At 68.8% G+C, this 15,688-nt stretch carries 20 protein-coding genes and 1 pseudogene; 9 read left to right on the forward strand and 12 right to left on the reverse strand.

Translation table 11 applies throughout. The features are described 5' to 3' along the window. Positions 1–64: 64 nt before the first annotated feature. The gene (locus tag ACXKR8_RS25260) at positions 65–250 is read left to right on the forward strand and encodes a 2-hydroxymuconate tautomerase (RefSeq protein ID WP_458266860.1); all 186 of its coding nucleotides are present in this window, start codon (positions 65–67) and stop codon (positions 248–250) included. A gap of 192 nt (positions 251–442) precedes the next feature. Beyond that, the gene (locus ACXKR8_RS25265) at positions 443–1,102 is read left to right on the forward strand and encodes a zinc ribbon domain-containing protein (RefSeq protein ID WP_458266861.1); all 660 of its coding nucleotides are present in this window, start codon (positions 443–445) and stop codon (positions 1,100–1,102) included. Between the two features lie 62 nt (positions 1,103–1,164). On the opposite strand, the gene ACXKR8_RS25270 is transcribed toward ACXKR8_RS25265, so the two are convergent. The 3 genes from ACXKR8_RS25270 to ACXKR8_RS25280 form a co-directional block, all read right to left on the reverse strand. Continuing rightward, positions 1,165–2,004 carry a helix-turn-helix transcriptional regulator gene (locus ACXKR8_RS25270; RefSeq protein WP_458266862.1) on the reverse strand — a complete coding sequence of 280 codons (840 nt, stop codon included), beginning with the start codon at positions 2,002–2,004 and terminating at the stop codon, positions 1,165–1,167. 99 nt (positions 2,005–2,103) lie between these two features. Further along, positions 2,104–3,051 carry an SDR family oxidoreductase gene (locus tag ACXKR8_RS25275; protein ID WP_458266863.1) on the reverse strand — a complete coding sequence of 316 codons (948 nt, stop codon included), beginning with the start codon at positions 3,049–3,051 and terminating at the stop codon, positions 2,104–2,106. A 49-nt stretch (positions 3,052–3,100) separates the two neighbouring features. After that, on the reverse strand, positions 3,101–3,865 hold the full coding sequence (locus tag ACXKR8_RS25280; RefSeq protein WP_458266864.1) for an SDR family NAD(P)-dependent oxidoreductase: 765 nt from the start codon (positions 3,863–3,865) through the stop codon (positions 3,101–3,103). Positions 3,866–4,131: 266 nt separating this feature from the next. Between ACXKR8_RS25280 and ACXKR8_RS25285 the strand changes: the two genes are divergently transcribed. Continuing rightward, on the forward strand, positions 4,132–5,337 hold the full coding sequence (locus ACXKR8_RS25285) for an FG-GAP-like repeat-containing protein (protein WP_458266865.1): 1,206 nt from the start codon (positions 4,132–4,134) through the stop codon (positions 5,335–5,337). 166 nt (positions 5,338–5,503) lie between these two features. After that, on the forward strand, positions 5,504–6,166 hold the full coding sequence (locus ACXKR8_RS25290) for a class I SAM-dependent DNA methyltransferase (protein WP_458266866.1): 663 nt from the start codon (positions 5,504–5,506) through the stop codon (positions 6,164–6,166). Between the two features lie 168 nt (positions 6,167–6,334). Here the strand turns inward: ACXKR8_RS25290 and ACXKR8_RS25295 are convergent. The 3 genes and pseudogenes from ACXKR8_RS25295 to ACXKR8_RS25305 all read right to left on the reverse strand — a co-directional run. Further along, a pseudogene (locus ACXKR8_RS25295) lies at positions 6,335–6,682 on the reverse strand (DUF6000 family protein); the annotation flags it as partial. 42 nt (positions 6,683–6,724) lie between these two features. Further along, positions 6,725–7,399, reverse strand: a complete 675-nt coding sequence (locus tag ACXKR8_RS25300) for a DUF1877 domain-containing protein (protein WP_462099846.1) — start codon at positions 7,397–7,399, stop codon at positions 6,725–6,727. Positions 7,400–7,441: 42 nt separating this feature from the next. Further along, on the reverse strand, positions 7,442–8,095 hold the full coding sequence (locus tag ACXKR8_RS25305; RefSeq protein ID WP_458266868.1) for a hypothetical protein: 654 nt from the start codon (positions 8,093–8,095) through the stop codon (positions 7,442–7,444). A 140-nt stretch (positions 8,096–8,235) separates the two neighbouring features. On the opposite strand from ACXKR8_RS25305, the gene ACXKR8_RS25310 reads away from it, so the two are divergent. Continuing rightward, the gene (locus ACXKR8_RS25310) at positions 8,236–8,715 is read left to right on the forward strand and encodes a DUF4259 domain-containing protein (RefSeq protein ID WP_458266869.1); all 480 of its coding nucleotides are present in this window, start codon (positions 8,236–8,238) and stop codon (positions 8,713–8,715) included. 400 nt (positions 8,716–9,115) lie between these two features. Continuing rightward, the gene (locus ACXKR8_RS25315) at positions 9,116–9,553 is read left to right on the forward strand and encodes a hypothetical protein (RefSeq protein ID WP_462099847.1); all 438 of its coding nucleotides are present in this window, start codon (positions 9,116–9,118) and stop codon (positions 9,551–9,553) included. Positions 9,554–9,615: 62 nt separating this feature from the next. Here the strand turns inward: ACXKR8_RS25315 and ACXKR8_RS25320 are convergent, their stop codons facing one another. Beyond that, the gene (locus tag ACXKR8_RS25320; RefSeq protein WP_462099848.1) at positions 9,616–10,020 is read right to left on the reverse strand and encodes an SMI1/KNR4 family protein; all 405 of its coding nucleotides are present in this window, start codon (positions 10,018–10,020) and stop codon (positions 9,616–9,618) included. Positions 10,021–10,150: 130 nt separating this feature from the next. Continuing rightward, positions 10,151–10,315 carry a hypothetical protein gene (locus tag ACXKR8_RS25325; RefSeq protein WP_458266872.1) on the reverse strand — a complete coding sequence of 55 codons (165 nt, stop codon included), beginning with the start codon at positions 10,313–10,315 and terminating at the stop codon, positions 10,151–10,153. 199 nt (positions 10,316–10,514) lie between these two features. Here ACXKR8_RS25325 and ACXKR8_RS25330 point away from each other — a divergent pair, with 199 nt between their 5' ends. Then, a complete protein-coding gene (locus ACXKR8_RS25330) occupies positions 10,515–10,952 on the forward strand; it encodes a hypothetical protein (protein WP_458266873.1) in 438 nt (145 codons plus the stop codon). A 21-nt stretch (positions 10,953–10,973) separates the two neighbouring features. Further along, positions 10,974–11,543, forward strand: a complete 570-nt coding sequence (locus tag ACXKR8_RS25335; protein WP_458266874.1) for an SRPBCC family protein — start codon at positions 10,974–10,976, stop codon at positions 11,541–11,543. On the opposite strand, the gene ACXKR8_RS25340 is transcribed toward ACXKR8_RS25335, so the two are convergent. The 4 genes from ACXKR8_RS25340 to ACXKR8_RS25355 form a co-directional block, all read right to left on the reverse strand. Next, a complete protein-coding gene (locus tag ACXKR8_RS25340) occupies positions 11,506–12,027 on the reverse strand; it encodes a LuxR C-terminal-related transcriptional regulator (RefSeq protein WP_458266875.1) in 522 nt (173 codons plus the stop codon). The two genes, ACXKR8_RS25335 and ACXKR8_RS25340, sit on opposite strands and share 38 nt — an antisense overlap. 51 nt (positions 12,028–12,078) lie before the next feature. After that, on the reverse strand, positions 12,079–13,011 hold the full coding sequence (locus ACXKR8_RS25345; RefSeq protein WP_458266876.1) for an IS3 family transposase: 933 nt from the start codon (positions 13,009–13,011) through the stop codon (positions 12,079–12,081). Continuing rightward, on the reverse strand, positions 12,987–13,277 hold the full coding sequence (locus tag ACXKR8_RS25350) for a transposase (protein WP_458266877.1): 291 nt from the start codon (positions 13,275–13,277) through the stop codon (positions 12,987–12,989). The genes ACXKR8_RS25345 and ACXKR8_RS25350 overlap by 25 nt, the downstream gene beginning before the upstream one ends. 62 nt (positions 13,278–13,339) lie before the next feature. Then, complete coding sequence (locus ACXKR8_RS25355) at positions 13,340–13,855, reverse strand: hypothetical protein (RefSeq protein WP_458266878.1); 516 nt, start codon at positions 13,853–13,855, stop codon at positions 13,340–13,342. Between the two features lie 406 nt (positions 13,856–14,261). On the opposite strand from ACXKR8_RS25355, the gene ACXKR8_RS25360 reads away from it, so the two are divergent. After that, a complete protein-coding gene (locus ACXKR8_RS25360; protein ID WP_462099849.1) occupies positions 14,262–15,479 on the forward strand; it encodes an LAETG motif-containing sortase-dependent surface protein in 1,218 nt (405 codons plus the stop codon). The last annotated feature ends 209 nt before the right edge of the window (positions 15,480–15,688 follow it).

Genomic DNA, 15,688 nt, shown 5'->3' on the forward strand with positions numbered 1-15,688 from the left:
CGCCGCCTTCCTGGCGGCGGGCCGTAGGCTTTGCGGGACGATCACGTCCCGATCAAGGAGCACCATGCCGATCATCCAGGTCAAGCAGATCGCCGGCCGCAGCGAGGAGCAGAAGCGCGCCCTCGCCCGGGAACTCACCGACGCCTACGTCCGGGTCACCGGCATCAAGCCGGAGTCGGTCTGGGTCACCATCGACGAGCTTCCGGCCGAGAACTGGGCCATCGGCGGCACCCTGATCGCCGACCGCTGACGCCGACCGCTGAAGTGACTGCTGAAGTGACTGCTGAAGCGCCGCTGAAGTCGGCCGGTGAACCGGCGAACGCGGGCATAACGGTTGCGAACGGATCATGCGTCAGTCCTTATCGCGCGCCGTTCCGCTGTGCCACTCTTTGCCTAGGGCCGTCATGGAAACGGCATGGGATTGTGTGGGGGCAGCGGCACCATGAGCAACGAGATCTACTTCAGCAACAACTACCGTGACCTGTGCGAGCAGCGCGGGACGGGGGCCGGCTTCCAGTTCGAGTTCTCCTGCTCACGCTGTGCGGACACCTGGCGTTCGGCCTTCAAGCCGTACACCAGCGGCCGGGCGGCCGGCTGGGCGGACCGGGTGGTCGGCAGCGCCTGGGGGGCGTTCGGACGCACCGGCAGCGAGGCCAGCAGCGCCCTGGGCGGACTGGTCGGCGCCAACTGGGGCCCGACCAAGGACAATGCCTTCCAGCAGGCCATCACCGACGCCCAGGCGCACTTCAACCGCTGCGCCCGCTGCACCAGTTACGTCTGCGGCCGGTGCTGGAACCCGGCCCAGGGCCTGTGCCTGGGCTGCGCGCCGGACACCGCCGCCGAGGTGGCCGCCGCGCAGCAGCGCGGACTCAACGACGTGGCCTCGCAGCGTGCCTACGACGTCGGCGGCGCCCAGGGCGAGGCCTACAACGTGGACCAGAGCCACCAGTTGGTCTGCCCCCAGTGCAGCACCGAGACCCATGGCGCACGCTTCTGCCCGGGCTGCGGCCACAGGCTGGGGTCCCAGGACCAGTGCACCTCGTGCCAGGCGGTCCTGCCCCAGGGGTCGGTCTTCTGCCCGGACTGCGGCATCCGCCGCTGACCCTCCGGCCCGCGCGGTCCTTCAGGCCGCGGTGTTGTCGCGGTGCTTCAGGCCGCGGTGTTTCAGGTGTGGGGCCCGCGATCCCCGGTGACCGAGAGCAGCCTGAGCTTCTCGTGGCTCTCCGTCCCGGGGGTGGCGGTGTAGACCAGGAGCGCCTGGGCCTGGTCGGCGTCGAACAGGACCTGGCAGTGCAGTTCGAGGACGCCCAGGTCGGGATGCTGGATCCGCTTCGGCCCGCTGTGGCCGAGGCCGATCTCGTGGGCGCCCCAGAGCTCGGTGAACTCCTCGCTCCGGTCCAGCAGGGCGTCGACGATCCGGCCGGCCCGGGAGTCCGGCCCCTGGCGGGCGTAGACGGCCCGCAGTTGTGAGGTGAAGATCCGCCCGTGCAGCGGGTGGTCCTCCTCGGGGTAGATCCGGCGGGCAGCGGGGGCGGTGAACCAGCGGTACACCAGGCTGCGGTCGTGGCCGGTGTAGTCGGTGTCATTGCCGAGCAGGGCCACCGCCGGCCGGGTCTGCACCAGGGTTTCGGCCAGGCTGCTGATCACCAGGGCCGGGGTGTCGCCGAGCCGGTCCAGGATCCGCAGGATCCCCGGGTTGACGTGGTCGGTGCGGGCGCTGCGGCCCGGGGTGCTGTACCCGGCCATCCGGAACAGGTGGTCGCGTTCGTCCAGGGACAGGTGCAGCCCGCGGGCGATGCCGCCGAGCATCGGCTCGGAGGGCTGCGGCCCGCGCTGCTGCTCGATCCGGCTGTAGTAGTCGGTGGACATCCCGCTCAGCGCCGCCACCTCCTCCCGGCGCAGCCCCCGGGTACGGCGGCGCGGGCCGCGCGGCAGCCCGACGTCCTCCGGCTGGAGGGCCTCGCGGCGGCTGCGCAGGAAGTCGGCCAGTTGTGCTCGGTCCATCTGCTCAGTCTCCCCTGCTGGTCCTGCTGTGGCCTGCTTCCCACCGCCGTGGGGTCACGCGCCGGGGGGTCACGCGCCGGGGGGTCACGCGCCGTGGGGTCACGCGCTGGGGAAGCCGACCCCGGCCAGTTCCTCGGAAGTACGCCAGATCCGCCCGGCCACCGCGGCGTCCCGGGCCGATCTGAACAGCTCCCGCGCGACCGGAGGGCCGGTCAGCTGCCCCGGGCCGCTCGGACCGTAGAAGCCGCCCGGCTCCGCGTCCGGGCTGGTGGCCGCGTACAGCGCGGGCAGCAGGCCGTCGTCCACGGTCTGGACCAGCAGCCCCAGCCGGGACAGCCGCTTGAAGGCGCGGTCCATCCATCTGGTCTCCTTCTCCCGGCCCAGGTTCCGCCCCGAGGACTGCAGATTGGTGGACGTCAGCCCCGGATGCGCGAGGGTGCTGGTGATCCCCCAGCCCCCGGCGGTGCTGCGCCGCTGGAGTTCCAGGCCGAACAGCATGATCGCGAGCTTGGACTGGTTGTAGGCGGTCATCGGCTGGTACTTCTGCTCGCTCTGCAGGTCCTGCCAGGCGAACGCCCCTTGTCGGGCGCCGATGCTGGACTGCGTGGTCACCCGGGCCCCGGCCGCGCGCAGCAGCGGCAGCAGGTGGGCGGTGAGCGCGAAGTGCCCGAGGTGGTTGGTGGCGAACTGCAACTCCAGGCCGTCGCCGGTGGTGTGGCGGGTGGCCGGGGTCATCACGGCCGCGTTGTTGATCAGGATGTCGATGGGACGGCCCTCGGCGTTCAGCACCCGGCCGAGCTCGGCCACCGAGTCCAGCGAGGACAGGTCCAGTTCGCGGGTGGAGACCCGCGCGCCGGGCACGGCGCGGCGGATCCGCTCGACCGCGGCAGCGCCCTTGGCCGGGCTGCGCACCGGCAGCAGAACCTCCGCGCCGGCCTCGGCCAGCCGCTGGGCCAGCCCGCGTCCGATCCCGTCACTCGCGCCGGTCACCAGCGCGAGCCTGCCGGTCAGATCGGGGACGGTGGTATCAAGCCTGGCACGGGACATGTGCTGCTCCTTCTGGAAGCGGGAGGACCATGGACCTTCTGACCAACCGTCAGATATAAGTTCCGCCGGAGGCCTCGATCCGCTGGGCGGTGATCCATCCGGTGTGCTCGGACAGCAGCGAGGCGATGACGCCGCCGATGTCCTCCGGCTCGCCGACCCGGCCCAGCGCGGTCTGCCCGCCGAGCAGCGCACGCAGTTGCTCGTTGTCGCGGACGCCGCCGCCGCCGAAGTCGGTGGCCACCGGGCCCGGCGCGACCGTGTTCGCGGTGATGCCGCGCGGGCCCAGCTCCTTGGCCAGGTAGCGGGTGAAGACCTCGACGGCGCCCTTCACCGACGCGTACGCCGAGGTGCCCTGGGCGGTGAACCTGGTGAGCCCGGTGGACAGGTTGACGATCCTGCCCCCGTCCTCCAGCAGCGGCAGCAGCGTCTGGGTCAGGAAGTACACGCCCCGGAAGTGGACCTTGACCAGTTCGTCGAAGCCGTCCACCGTCATCTCACCGAACGGGGCCATGACGGCCGCGCCGGCGTTGTTGACCAGGAAGTCGAAGCCCTCCCGGTCCCAGCCCTCCTTCAGCACCCGGCGGACCTCGCCGGCGAACTCCTCGAAGGACTCGACCTCCCCGGTGTCGAGCCGCAGCGCGAACGCCGTCCGCCCCAGCGCGGACACGGCGTCCACCACCGCGGCGGCCTCCTCCGGATGGGAGCGGTAGGTGACGACGAGGTCGGTGCCGTCCTCGGCGAGGCGCAGCGCCGTGGCGCGCCCCAGTCCGCGGTTGGCACCCGTGATCAAGGCGATCCTGCTGCGCACGGTCATGGCCGGCTCCCTGCCTGGCGCCGTGGCCGCCGCGTACTGACCACGCGACTCGGACGAACCACCCGCCACCACCCAGCCTGGACAATCCCCATCCCCGGATGAAGGCCCCACCTGTCCAGGGACAATCCGTCCCTGCCTCCGGCTGCGGCCCCAAGCCAGGCCGACAACGGGCAGGCGGGCAGGCGGGCAGGCGGGCAGGCGGGCAGGCGGGCAGGCGGGCAGGCGCTACTCTTCCGCTTGTCTGATCGCTGAATGTGGGGGGAACCATGAAACGACGCAGTCTCGGCAAGCTGGCCGCGGTGACGGCCCTGGCGCTCGCGGGGGCCCTGGCCCCGGCCGTGCAGGCCCAGGCCGCAACGGGTTTCTACCGCTGTCCGAAGGGCTACTTCTGCGCCTGGGACCACACCAACGCCCAAGGCGCGATGTACAAGACGAAGGCCAGCGCCCCGACGCTCGGTTCATGGAACAACCGGATGCGCTCGTACAGCAACCGCACCACCAGCAATGTGTGCATATACGCCGATCCGAACTACGGCTCCTCAGGCACGGTCTGGGACGAACTGCCCAACCAGAGCGGCAGCGGCAACGGTTACAACCTCTCCATGGACCGGAAGGTAAGCTCGCTCAAGCTGGTCCGAACCGACCGCGAGTGCTTGGGAACCGCCTACGCGGACTGGACGTCCGCGGCGCACCAGCCCAAGGCCAGTGGATTCGGCGACCTCAACAACGACGGCTACGCCGACCTGCTCAGCCGTGACGAGGCCGGCCGGCTGTGGTCGACCTCCGGCGTGAACGGCCGCGGCCGGGACATCGGCCCCGGCTGGGGCGCGATGACCGCGATCACCCGGCACGGCGACGTCACCGGCGACGGCAAGGAGGACGTCATCGCCCGCGATGCCCGCGGACGGCTCTGGGTCTACCCCGGTGACGGAAAGGGCGGCGTGACCGCCCACCGCCTCCTGGGCCAGGGATGGAACAGCATGACCCGGATCGCCGCCGTCGGCGATTTCAACGGCGATGGACACGGCGACCTGCTCGCCGTCTCCTCCAATGGAGGGCTCTACCTCTACCTGGGAACCGGACACGGCACCATCGGCTCGCACAAGAGGATCGGTGAAGGCTGGAAGGGCATCACCGCCCTGGTCGGCGTCGGGGACATCAACGGGGACGGGCACGCCGACTTCCTCTTCCGCACCGCGAAGGGCACGCTCATGGCCGCCTACGGCAATGGCAAGGGCGGCATCCGCTCGAGCGCGAACCGTGGAAAGGGGTGGAACGACGTCGTGAACTTCGTCGCGAACGGCGACGCCACCGGTGACGGCCGCAACGATTTCGTCACCCTCGCGAACATCCCCGACGGCAGTGGTACCGATATGGGCATCGGCCGGGTGTCGGCCGGCACCGGCAAGGGGACCTTCGCCGCCCCTCAGGCTGTGAGCCCCGGGTGGTGGGAACTGAACGGGATCTACTGACCCCGTCGAAGAAGTGGCCTTACGACTCCCGCTCGACACCGAACCCGACAGCTCCGCGGCGCGGGGGGCTCCGCCCTCCGCCCGCCGCCCTCCGCAAGTGCGGTACTCGGCAGGAGGATCGCGATTCCCACGGCTCGTCCCAGCACCAGGGACTAGCGTCGCGGCCATGGTCGACCACGATGCCCTCACTGTCACCCGCGAGGCCTACGACGCCGCGGCCCCGCTGTATGCGCAGCAGTTCCGCGACGAACTGCGGGACAGGCCCTTGGACCGCGCGATGCTGAGCGCCTTCGCCGAGGTCGCCCGCGCGGGCGGGGACGGCCGGGTCGCGGACCTGGGCTGCGGACCCGGCCATATCACCGCCCACCTGGACGAGTTGGGGCTGGCGGCGTTCGGCGTTGACGCCTCTTCAGCGATGGTTGAGCTGGCCCGACAGGCCCATCCCGGACTGCGCTTCGACGTGGGCTCGATGGCCGCATTGGACATCGCCGACGGCACGCTGGACGGCGTGCTCGCCCGTTGGTCCATCATCCACACGCCACCGCGGGAACTCCCGGTCATCCTGGCCGAGTTCCACCGGGTGCTGGCGCCTGGCGGCCATCTTCTGGTCGGCTTCTCGGCCGGCGACGGTCCGTCCCACCCGACGCAGGTCTTCGATCACGCGGTGGCGCCGGCCTATCGGTGGTCGCCCGACCACCTCGCCGCACTGCTGCGGAAGGCCGGCTTGGCCGAGGTGGCCCGGATGGTCCGCGAGCCCCGACCCACCGACCGACGGCAGTTCCAGGAGATCCACCTGCTCGCGCGCAAATCCGAGGCCGCGGCCGTCTGAGGGAACACCCGCCCTCATCACAGCAACGGCGGGTGCCGCCAGCCACGCCAGCCCTTCGGAAGTGCCCCGGCCCGAATGAGCCACGGCCGCAGATCGGGGCACCCTCCCCTGGCCAGTGCCAACTCCTGGACGAGGAAGCGCCGACGCTCGGCCAGGTCCACGTTCACGTTCACCTCGGTCGAGCCGGTCCGCGGCAAGGCGCTCCCGCAGTTCTGTGCGGCAGCCGGCTGCGATCAGCCAACAGGCCGTCATCCGCTCGCGCCAACCCGCGTCCAGCAGCAGTTCGAGTTCACGCGACGTCACCCGCCGGGCGTCGCGACGCAGCCGTCGTTGGAACCGGCGGAGCCGCAGCGAAGGCAGCACCATCGCGGCACCGCTGTGCAGATACACATACCGTAGGCCCGGCTTCACATACAGCAGCCGCAACCGGGCCAGCGCGACGTCGTCAGGAGCGCGGCTCGGATCACTGACCGAGTCCCGCAGCAAGTAGTACCAACGACCGATGGTGTTGAGCACCCGGCCATCGTGCCACCCGGGCCGTTCCCTTCGCCGGAGGGTTCAGTCCCACCAGGACACGACAAACAGGCCCCGGTCTGCGGCTCCTTGATAGAAGTCGCAAAGCGCCATGAAGTACCTGGCCAGGTAGTGCTTGGCACCGGTGAGCCCCTCGACCGCCGGTCCGAGCACTCCGGCGATCTGCCGGTCCTCGTCGGGCAGGGTCGCCAGCACCGACGTGAAGTCGACGCTCTGCAGAGCCGCGGCTGTGCGGGTCACCTCTGGCGGGGCGAGCGCAGTCGGAGCAGGTCCGAAGTCGCCGACCGCTGCTGGGTGGTCGAGATAGGCGATGTCCACGACGGGGTCGCCGCTTGTGGCACATCGGACGGCATCCAGCAGTCGCGGGTCGATCTGCGCATGCCCGCAGGCACGTTCCAGCAGAGCGGGCGCCCAGTCCAGGTCGCAGATGTCATCAAGGGGCGGGTCCCACCCCGGATCGTCGTCCGGAGACACGACCGCTCTGCTGCGGCAGTCGTCGAGATACTGGGCGGGCACCCGAGCGAGTTGCTGCGTCACGGCCACGCGACCGAGTATCCAGCATGCCTTTTGATCCGCCATCGCCCATGCCAAGGAATCGTTGCACTCGGGCCCCGCCGCAAATGGGGCGACGCCAACCAACCCTCCGATTTTGCTGAGCAATTGTGCGCGGCGGTCGTGGACCGGCTCACCTTTGAGCAAGCGGCCAGCTGATGAAGGCGTGCGGCTGCCCCCAGTTGGAAGCTATTGCGGATACCCGATCTGGGCCATGTCCTCGACGAGGTCCTCAAGCCGAACAGCCGGGTTCAATGCTGAGACGACCTCCTGGGTCAACGGCTTGAGGTCATAAACGTGCTGGACGGCTTCGAGGGCCGGTGCCATCTCGAAGTACTCGTCGGCGAAGACCACATAGGCTTCGGCGTTGCCCTCGAGCAGGAGACCGAAAAGCCATTCGGCACCGTCGGCGTCATCCTCATCCTTGTCCGGAATCTGTACGTCACCGCACTTCCACGCGGAGTCCGCGCCCTCGCGCCACAGGCAGACAGTGGCGCGCTGCACACCGTTGTGGTCGCCGAAAGCCGGCTCCCGCTCGAACCGTCGGAAGACATCCGGAAGGGAGTCGAAGAGGCCGGGCCACGGTGCCGGCGGAGAAGAGTGATAGGCACTGATCGGCGACTCGTGGTTCGTCGCCTGGGCATAGACCCCGGCCGAGCTGAAGACGACGGCGTAGTCATTGCCACATCCATCCCTCATCGAGGCCAGTTCCTCGGAGGGCCCCCACCTCGCGTCATAGGAGTAGTAGCGCATCTCCCATACCGGGCTGAGGACAGCATCCAACATCGCCATGGCCTTGGAACGGGACCGCACGGTCTCCGGGTCCGGCAGTTGAGTGATCACACCGTAGACAGTCACAGGGCAATACAAGCGGGTGCCACTGACACCACACCCACCACCCTGCCGCTACGGACCTCGCGGTCACCGGCACCATTCCCGGCGACGATGGGTCCGGCTTTTCCTCTCCACCGGTGATGTCAGTGATGGATGCAATGATCCACCGGACGAGGACAGGCAGGGAGGGCACCGTGGGAACGTGGGACTTCGGCCCCTTCGACAACGACCAGGCCGCGGACCTCGCCTTCACCTTGGACGAAGCCAACCTGGAGGACCGCGAGGACCTGGTCCGCAAGGTCCTTGAGCGGGCTGCCAATGCCACCGGTTACCTCGACGCATGGAAGGCGCAGGAGGCGGTAGCCGCAGCTGCCCTGATCGCCGCACAGTGCCCAGGCGGTGAACCCTGCTCGATCTACGGCCCCCTGGAAAAGACGCTGGACTTTCCTGCTTACTTCAGGATGCTGGCCGTCGACGCTCTGGACCATGTGGTTACTGGATCATCCGAACTCGCTGAGCTATGGGCTGAAGCCATAAATCACCAGGAATGGCGTCAAGCGATCGTCCAGCTCCGTGACGTCCTGTGTCCTCCAGTCCCGCCGCAGACAGAGACCCTCTTTGAGGTCTAGTGAGTGTTGACGGCCACCAGGCACGCTGGCCACGGCCACGGGCCACAGGCCACGGCCATCGCTCCACCACTCGCCGCCTGCCACGTGGCGGGTGGAGTCGCTTCTCCGCTCTGTGCAGATCGGGCATTCCCCGGCCGTCGGTGCAGGTGGGTGGGTGTCGGTGGGCTGCCGTAGGGTCCGGAGCCGTGACGACGACGCTGATGATGTACGCGGGGCCGGGCGATCCCGAAGCGCTGGTGACACGCACCGGGGGACGCCGCTGGCACCGGTCGGGACGTCCTGGCCCACGTGTGCGACCTGCGCGGGGCCGATGCAGTTCCTGGCTCAGATCGTGCTGGACGATCTGCCCCGCCCGATGGATCGGAGTGCCGCGCAAGACGGATTGACCATGGCCATATTCATGTGCCAGAACGATCCCGGGATGTGCGACGAATGGAGCCCGACGGCCGGCGGCAACCGGGCCCTGCTGTTCCCCGTCGCCGAGCTGCGACCGATGGCCGACCCTGGCGAGGACGAGGGCCGTCTCCATCTCGGTGCCGTCAACGCCGTGAACCTGGTGTCCCTGCCCGCCTCCGACTACGGCAGTGCCCGCGAGGAGTGGGGCAGCCGCAGCGGAGACGACCTACGAAGTGTCCTGGGACAGCTCGGCGGGCAGCCCGACTGGCTGCAGGGGGACGAGACACCGGGGTGCCCACGCTGCACCCGCCCGATGGACCTGGTCGCACAGTTCGAGGAGGGTCCGGACCACACCACCGCCATGAACTTCGGCGGCCCTGGAACAGCTTTCGCCTTCACCTGCGAACCCTGCGCCGAGGCCGCCTTCCTGTGGCAGTGCTGAGTTCCGCGAGAAGCGCGTCGTGGCCATGAGTCGGCGCTGGGCCTACAGGGTGATCCGGCCGGTCAGCCACCAGTCGAGGTACTTGCCAGTGCGGGTGCCACCCACGTTCGACCGTCGTTCTCGTGGTCCCAGGCGAACACATCGGTGCGGCCGGTGTGCGGGACAACCGCGAACTGATCGCCATTGCCGGCGTCACCGAAGAACAGAAGCGCATCGAATGGCATATACAGGCGCGCGAAGGCGACGTCCGTACGGAAGGCCCGGTTGTCGGCAGCTATCCGTTCGACCGGCCAGACCAGACCGAGTCCGTCCTCGCCCTGCAGGCCGTTGCTCTCCCGCAGGAACGAGACGAGTTCCTCAGGCAGCGGATGGCCCAACTCCTGCTGGCAGGCTTGGATCGATGCTTCCGACGCCGCCGGCATCACAACCGTTTCCCCTGGCAGCGCGCCGATCAGTTCTGTCCACATCACCCGATCATCTCGTATGCGGCGGTGCCGACCCCTCCGACTTGGTGCAAGGACGACATCACCGTGGCCACGTCCCCCACGTCGGCCACGATCGATCGGCTATCTCACCCCTGGCCACAGTTTCCTGCACCTACAGGCCACCGAACCGGGTGACGCGGAACGGGCCGCCGACGATCTGCACGAACTCGTTCAGACCTACGGTCTGCTGTTCGCCCGGCAACACGCGAGCAAAGATGCGCTGTTGATCGCCCTTCGAGCAGGCGGCAACGTGCTCACAGCAACTGACACCGACCATCCCTCACGTTGTCACTGGTCGGTGCCGACGGGTGATCCCAGTGAGGTGGCAACCAGATAGCCGGTCATTGGCGTCCGATAATCGGAAGGGCTGTGACGGGCGACGTCCTGCCACGGCCTCCCGCCGGGCGGGGCGGGAATTCCCGCCCCGCGCCTCCGGCAGTACCAGCGCAGCCGACACCACACCCCGGGTGATGCGAATGACCACGATGAAGCCGGCCCCCGGCCCAGCTCTCAGCCCAGCTCTCGGCCACTGGGCGGCGACCCTCGCCGCCGGCCTCGCAGCGGGCGCCCTGTCCGCGGCGATCGCCGTCGTCGGGGACGGCGACGGGCGCACCGTCGACGCCGCCCACCGGATCGCCTCCGGATACCTTCCCTATGTGGTGATCGTGGTCCTGGTCGGCGCGACCGCGCCCGGAGCCGTCCACGCGGCGGTCCGCGCCGCCCTCTCCCAGCTCATCATGGTCTGGGGCTACTACACCTGGCGTCCCACCGGCACCTTCGCCACGACCTACCGGACGGCCCTGAACTACGCCCTGTCCTGGTCCGCGCTCGCCGTCACCGCGGTACCGCTGGTCGCCCTCGGCGCCTTCGCGATCCGCTGCGGACTGCTGGCCGCGCTGCGCCGAAGGCCGTGACCGCCTAGCGCCGCACCGGCCTTGCGCCGCACCCGCCTTGTGCCGCACCCGGATGACGGCACCGGAGGCGTCGAGAGCGAGAATGGGCAGGTGATCGGAGACCGATGGGGCGTCCGCGACGACGAGGTCGTGCGGGAGTACCCGTGCGACCGCTTCGTGGACAGGCCCGCGCTGCGCGCGTGGCGAGGGGTGACGATCGGTGCGCCCGTTGAGCAGGTGTGGCCGTGGGTCACGCAGATCAGGGCTGCCCCGTACTCCTACGACTGGATCGACAACGGGTTCCGGCGGTCGCCCCGGAAACTGCTGGATCTGCCGGAGCCGCAGGTCGGCGAGGCGTTCACGACGTCCGCCGGCCGGAAGCTGGGCAGGATCGTGGCAGTCGATCCGGGAGTGCAGCTGACGGGACGGATCATGGGCAGCCACATGTCCTACGTTCTGGTCCCGGAGTCACCGGAAAGGACGCGGCTGCTGCTCAAGGTCGTCATGCAGACCAACCGGCTGCTGGCCACCGGGCTGTCGCTGGGCGACCTGATCATGGCCCGCCGCCAGCTACTCACTCTGAAGCAACTCGCCGAAGCGTCCGGCAAGTGACCGCGCGGCACCCGGCCCCGGGCCGGGTCCGGTCCGTGCTGCGGAGCACGGACAGGAGGTTCACGACTGCGGCACCCGCCGCCGAGCTCCGAGCTACAGCCAGCCCCGCTGCGGCCTTGATGCCGGCCTCGAAGCGGCTGGAGGCATTGAGGCGTTCCATGACGGACGCCATGTGGCGGCGGACCGTCCTGGTGGACAGCCCCAGGCGCTGACCGGCGGTGTCGTCGGTCAGCCCGCCGCCCAGCAGGCGCAGCAGCTCGCGCTCGGTGTCGGTCAGGCCGGTTTCGGGGTCCTGGGAGCGGGCGGCGCCGAGGGGGACAGCCGTACTCCAGGCTTGTTCGAACAGAGTGACCAGAGCCGCGACGATGCCGGGTTCGGTGACATGGAGGGCACCATTGCGGCCTTCGCTGGGGTCGATGGGGACCAGGGCGCTGGTGCGGTCGAGGATGACCAGGCGTTGGGGCAGGATCGGGGCGGTGCGCACTTCGCCGCCGCGGCTGAGGAGTGGAGGCCGACCGATTTCGAAGACAGTCTTTTATGCTGCTAGTGCTGCGCTTAGTGTGGACCCACTCTCGTATTCATAGGGAGATAGGTAGCCGAGCTCACGTTGAATCCTGTGTCGATTGTAGTAAGACTCGGTGTATTCAAATATTGCACTCCCGACCTGCTTTATTGTTGTCCACACGTGCAGGTGGATCAATTCCTTTTTCAGGGTTGCGTTGAACGACTCTGCTGCGGCGTTGTCGAAGCAGATCCCCGTCTTTCCTACCGAAGGCAGGATTCCGCTGTCAAGACATTGGTCGCGAAATTTACTACCGGTGTACTGACTGCCACGGTCTGTATGCATGACGACTTCACCCTGTGCCGGCTGGCGATTTCGGATCGCCATGTCTAGCGCCTGGATCACCATGTCTTCGCGCATGTGGTCAGCGACCGACCAGCCGATGAGCTTCCGCGAATACCCGTCGATGACTGTCGCCATATAGGCCCAGCCTTCTGCGGTGTGAATGTAAGTGATGTCACCGTACCATATCTGGTCTTTCTTTTCCGGGACGAAATTCCGCTCGACGAGGTCCACCAGGCCGCGCCTGTTCGCCGGATCCTGGACGGTGGTGGCCTTGTAGGGCCGTGGATGGATGCACGCCAGCCCAGCGGCCCTGGCCAGGCGTCGGACGCGCTTGGGTGACACGCGCTCGCCCTGGCGGGCCAGCTGCGCGTGTATCCGGTCGATCCCGTAGCGACCCCTGTTGACTTTGTCGATAGCGATGATGAGTCGGGTAAGTTCGACATCGCGTCGTGCGTGTGCGGACTCCTCACGGCGGATCCACGAGTAGAATCCGGTACGCGATACGTCCAGCATCTTGCACATGAAGTTGATGGGATATATGAAGCGGCGTGGCTTGCCGACCTGCTCGTCGTGGACTTGCAGGATGAAGGCGAACTTTATTGGTTCTGGCTCGCAAACCACGCCGCTGCTTTTTTTAGGAAGTCCCGCTCCATGCGGAGCTTCCGTACTTCGTCTTCGAGTTCCTTCATATGGACGCGCTCGTCGATGGTCAGCGGCTTGTCTTTGATGCTTCCGCTCCTCTTCGCGGCATTTACCCAGTTTCCTAGGGTTCCCTCGTTCAGACCGAGGTCCCGGGCAATCTCAGCCACGGGCCGGCCGGAGCTCACCACTAGCTCTACGGCCTCTGCCTTGTACTCCTGGGTGTACTTCTTCCGCTTTGAAACCATCGTGCACTTCCCACTTGACACTTGAGTGAACTACTTCCAGTGTCCACGAAAGTGGTCGGGGTTCAGAGCCAGTGGGCGTGGGCGGTAGTGGCAGGATCGTTGCGGGTGGTGTCCTGGTAGAGGGTCTTGATGGTGACGCCGCGGGTCAGGGCTTCGTCGTTGGCGGTGCGGGCGGCGGCGAGGTCTTCGGGGCGCTGGGCGGGGCCGGGGTGGACGCCGAGGACCTCGGTGGTGGTGGCGCGGCCCAGTTGGGCCAGTCGGTCCTGGATGGCGTCCATGCCCAGCAGTCGTTCGCCGTGGTGGGTGCGGGTCTGGGCGCGTTCGGCGACCAGGCGGGTGACGGCGGCGCGGGAGGCGGCGAGTTGGGCCTGCCGCGCGGCCATGTCGGCCTCCTCGCGGGCCAGCATGTCAGCCAGGCCGATCTCGGGGGAGACCGCACGCAACTGCCCCGGGTGCTCACTGGACGCCCGCACCAGCATCAGCTGCGTCAACTCATCGAAGCAGACGCCGATCTGCGCCGCCGGCAGCCCGCAGGCCTCAGCCAGCCCGTCCACGCCGAGCCCCGGCGCATCAAGCATCGCCTGATACACCGCGGCAGCCCCGGTACTCAGTCCCAGCGTTTAGCGAAGCTATGGCCATCGCCACCGGGCAGCACCGGAGACCCCGGAAAAGCCCCCCAAGCGCCACGTGCTCGGTCCCTCCAGCGACCGGACCGGGCGCGTGGTCCCCCACAGACGCCCACCGCCCCCGTCCCATCTGCCCTACCTATCCCTCCTGTCCCACCCGCTACGCCTGCCACTCCCGCTGCTCCCGCTGTTGCACCGCTGTGACAGCGGCCCTACAGATCCATGATCTTGGGCTGACAGGCTTCACCCATCGCACAGAGCAGCAACCGAACGGCCGGATCGGACCACGATCGACCACGGCGGCGCGGCTCCCGCGAACCCCCTTCGAACCACCCCTTCACCTTGGAAAGGCACCGCCATGTCCGCTCGCCGCCGCACCCTCGCCGCCGCCACCGTCGTCCTCGCCGCCTCCACCGCCGTCCTGACCGCCGGAACCGCCAACGCCGCTCCGGCAGGCACGAGTTCGAACGTGACCATCACGGTCGGCACCCCGACCCCGGCCGGCGCCCTGACCCTCGGCGGCTCGGCCGAGACCTTCACCGTCACCGCCACCAACCACACCGCGACAGCGCAGAAGTTCACCGCCCAGGCCGGCGGGTCGACCGCCGGGGCGATCCCGCTGGAGGCCGCCGACGTCGCCTTCCAGGCCACCGCACTCGGCGCGACCCCGGCCACCGGCGGCTCCCTGAACGCGGAGGACGGCGAACTGCTCGGCGCGTTCTACCCGGCCGGCGGCGCGTTCGGCGACTCCTTCACCATCCCGGCCCACGCCACCTACAGCTGGAAGCTCTCCCTCGCCGCCACCAAGGCCTGGCCCCGCAACGACGGTGACTTCACGTTCTACGTCGAGGCCAACGCCGCCGCCGTCGGCCCGGTCTTCACCACCTTCAAGGTCGGCGACGGAAAGACCGGCGGCCCGGTCAGCCAGATCATCAAGGGCGACGACATCGTCGCCCCCGGCCAGCCCGCCTACGAGACCCTCAGCCTCACCAACAACACCGGCGCCACCCTCGGCAAGGACTGGCGCGACCTCCTCACCTTCGCCCCGCGCGACCCGAAGGGCGTCCAGACCTTCTTCAACCAGGTCACCCTGCAGGCCAATGTCTGGAACGGCACCACGTACGTGCCCGTCGAGGCCGGTGACTCCCTCCCGGCCCTGTCCAAGGACCTCGCCCCCGGAGCCACCGCCGTCTACCGCATCCGCGTGGACCTGGTGAAGTACACCGCCACCACCGCCGCGGGACAGCTCGTCCTGAACGTCGATGACATGTCGGGCAGCACGGCCGGCGCCGCCGGCAAGGTCCTGACCATCCGCCGCGACCCGCAGACCTCGGCCTCGGCCACGCCCTCCGCCTCTGCCTCTGCCGCGCCCTCCACCGCGCCCTCCGCCGCGGCAACCGCCCCCGCCGCCGCGACCACGCCCGCCACCCCGGCTGCGGCCCCTGCCGCCGCGGCCACCCTCGCCGAGACCGGTGGCGGCAGCAGCACCGGCCTGCTCGCCGGCATCGCCCTCGCGCTGCTCGCCGCCGGCTCCACCGTCATGGTCGCCCTCAAGCGCCGCACCGGCCGCCGCTGACCAACCCGCAGGGCCCGCAACACAGGAAGGTGCCTTCGGCAGGGACTCCGCTCCCCGCCGAAGGCACCTTCCTCCGTCGTCCACTTTCTTCCCCGCTTTTGTCATGCTCCCGACATAATGTCAGCAAGCGGCCATGCCGGTTGGTGCCGCCGAAAGCCATTCCCCCGGCCCTGAGCAGCGGCAAAGCTTGAACCACCGCCACCGCCACC

It is taken from the genome of Streptacidiphilus sp. PAMC 29251, assembly GCF_054208735.2.

Coding starts and splice junctions, on each gene's coding strand:
- ACXKR8_RS25330 (WP_458266873.1), top strand. CDS start 10,515: ATGACCACGATGAAGCCGGCCCCCGGCCCAGCTCTCAGCCCAGCTCTC.
- ACXKR8_RS25320 (WP_462099848.1), bottom strand. CDS start 10,020: ATGTGGACAGAACTGATCGGCGCGCTGCCAGGGGAAACGGTTGTGATG.
- ACXKR8_RS25325 (WP_458266872.1), bottom strand. CDS start 10,315: ATGGTCGGTGTCAGTTGCTGTGAGCACGTTGCCGCCTGCTCGAAGGGC.
- ACXKR8_RS25275 (WP_458266863.1), bottom strand. CDS start 3,051: ATGTCCCGTGCCAGGCTTGATACCACCGTCCCCGATCTGACCGGCAGG.
- ACXKR8_RS25290 (WP_458266866.1), top strand. CDS start 5,504: ATGGTCGACCACGATGCCCTCACTGTCACCCGCGAGGCCTACGACGCC.
- ACXKR8_RS25280 (WP_458266864.1), bottom strand. CDS start 3,865: ATGACCGTGCGCAGCAGGATCGCCTTGATCACGGGTGCCAACCGCGGA.
- ACXKR8_RS25285 (WP_458266865.1), top strand. CDS start 4,132: ATGAAACGACGCAGTCTCGGCAAGCTGGCCGCGGTGACGGCCCTGGCG.
- ACXKR8_RS25310 (WP_458266869.1), top strand. CDS start 8,236: ATGGATGCAATGATCCACCGGACGAGGACAGGCAGGGAGGGCACCGTG.
- ACXKR8_RS25350 (WP_458266877.1), bottom strand. CDS start 13,277: ATGGTTTCAAAGCGGAAGAAGTACACCCAGGAGTACAAGGCAGAGGCC.
- ACXKR8_RS25265 (WP_458266861.1), top strand. CDS start 443: ATGAGCAACGAGATCTACTTCAGCAACAACTACCGTGACCTGTGCGAG.
- ACXKR8_RS25355 (WP_458266878.1), bottom strand. CDS start 13,855: ATGCTTGATGCGCCGGGGCTCGGCGTGGACGGGCTGGCTGAGGCCTGC.
- ACXKR8_RS25360 (WP_462099849.1), top strand. CDS start 14,262: ATGTCCGCTCGCCGCCGCACCCTCGCCGCCGCCACCGTCGTCCTCGCC.
- ACXKR8_RS25260 (WP_458266860.1), top strand. CDS start 65: ATGCCGATCATCCAGGTCAAGCAGATCGCCGGCCGCAGCGAGGAGCAG.
- ACXKR8_RS25270 (WP_458266862.1), bottom strand. CDS start 2,004: ATGGACCGAGCACAACTGGCCGACTTCCTGCGCAGCCGCCGCGAGGCC.
- ACXKR8_RS25315 (WP_462099847.1), top strand. CDS start 9,116: ATGTGCCAGAACGATCCCGGGATGTGCGACGAATGGAGCCCGACGGCC.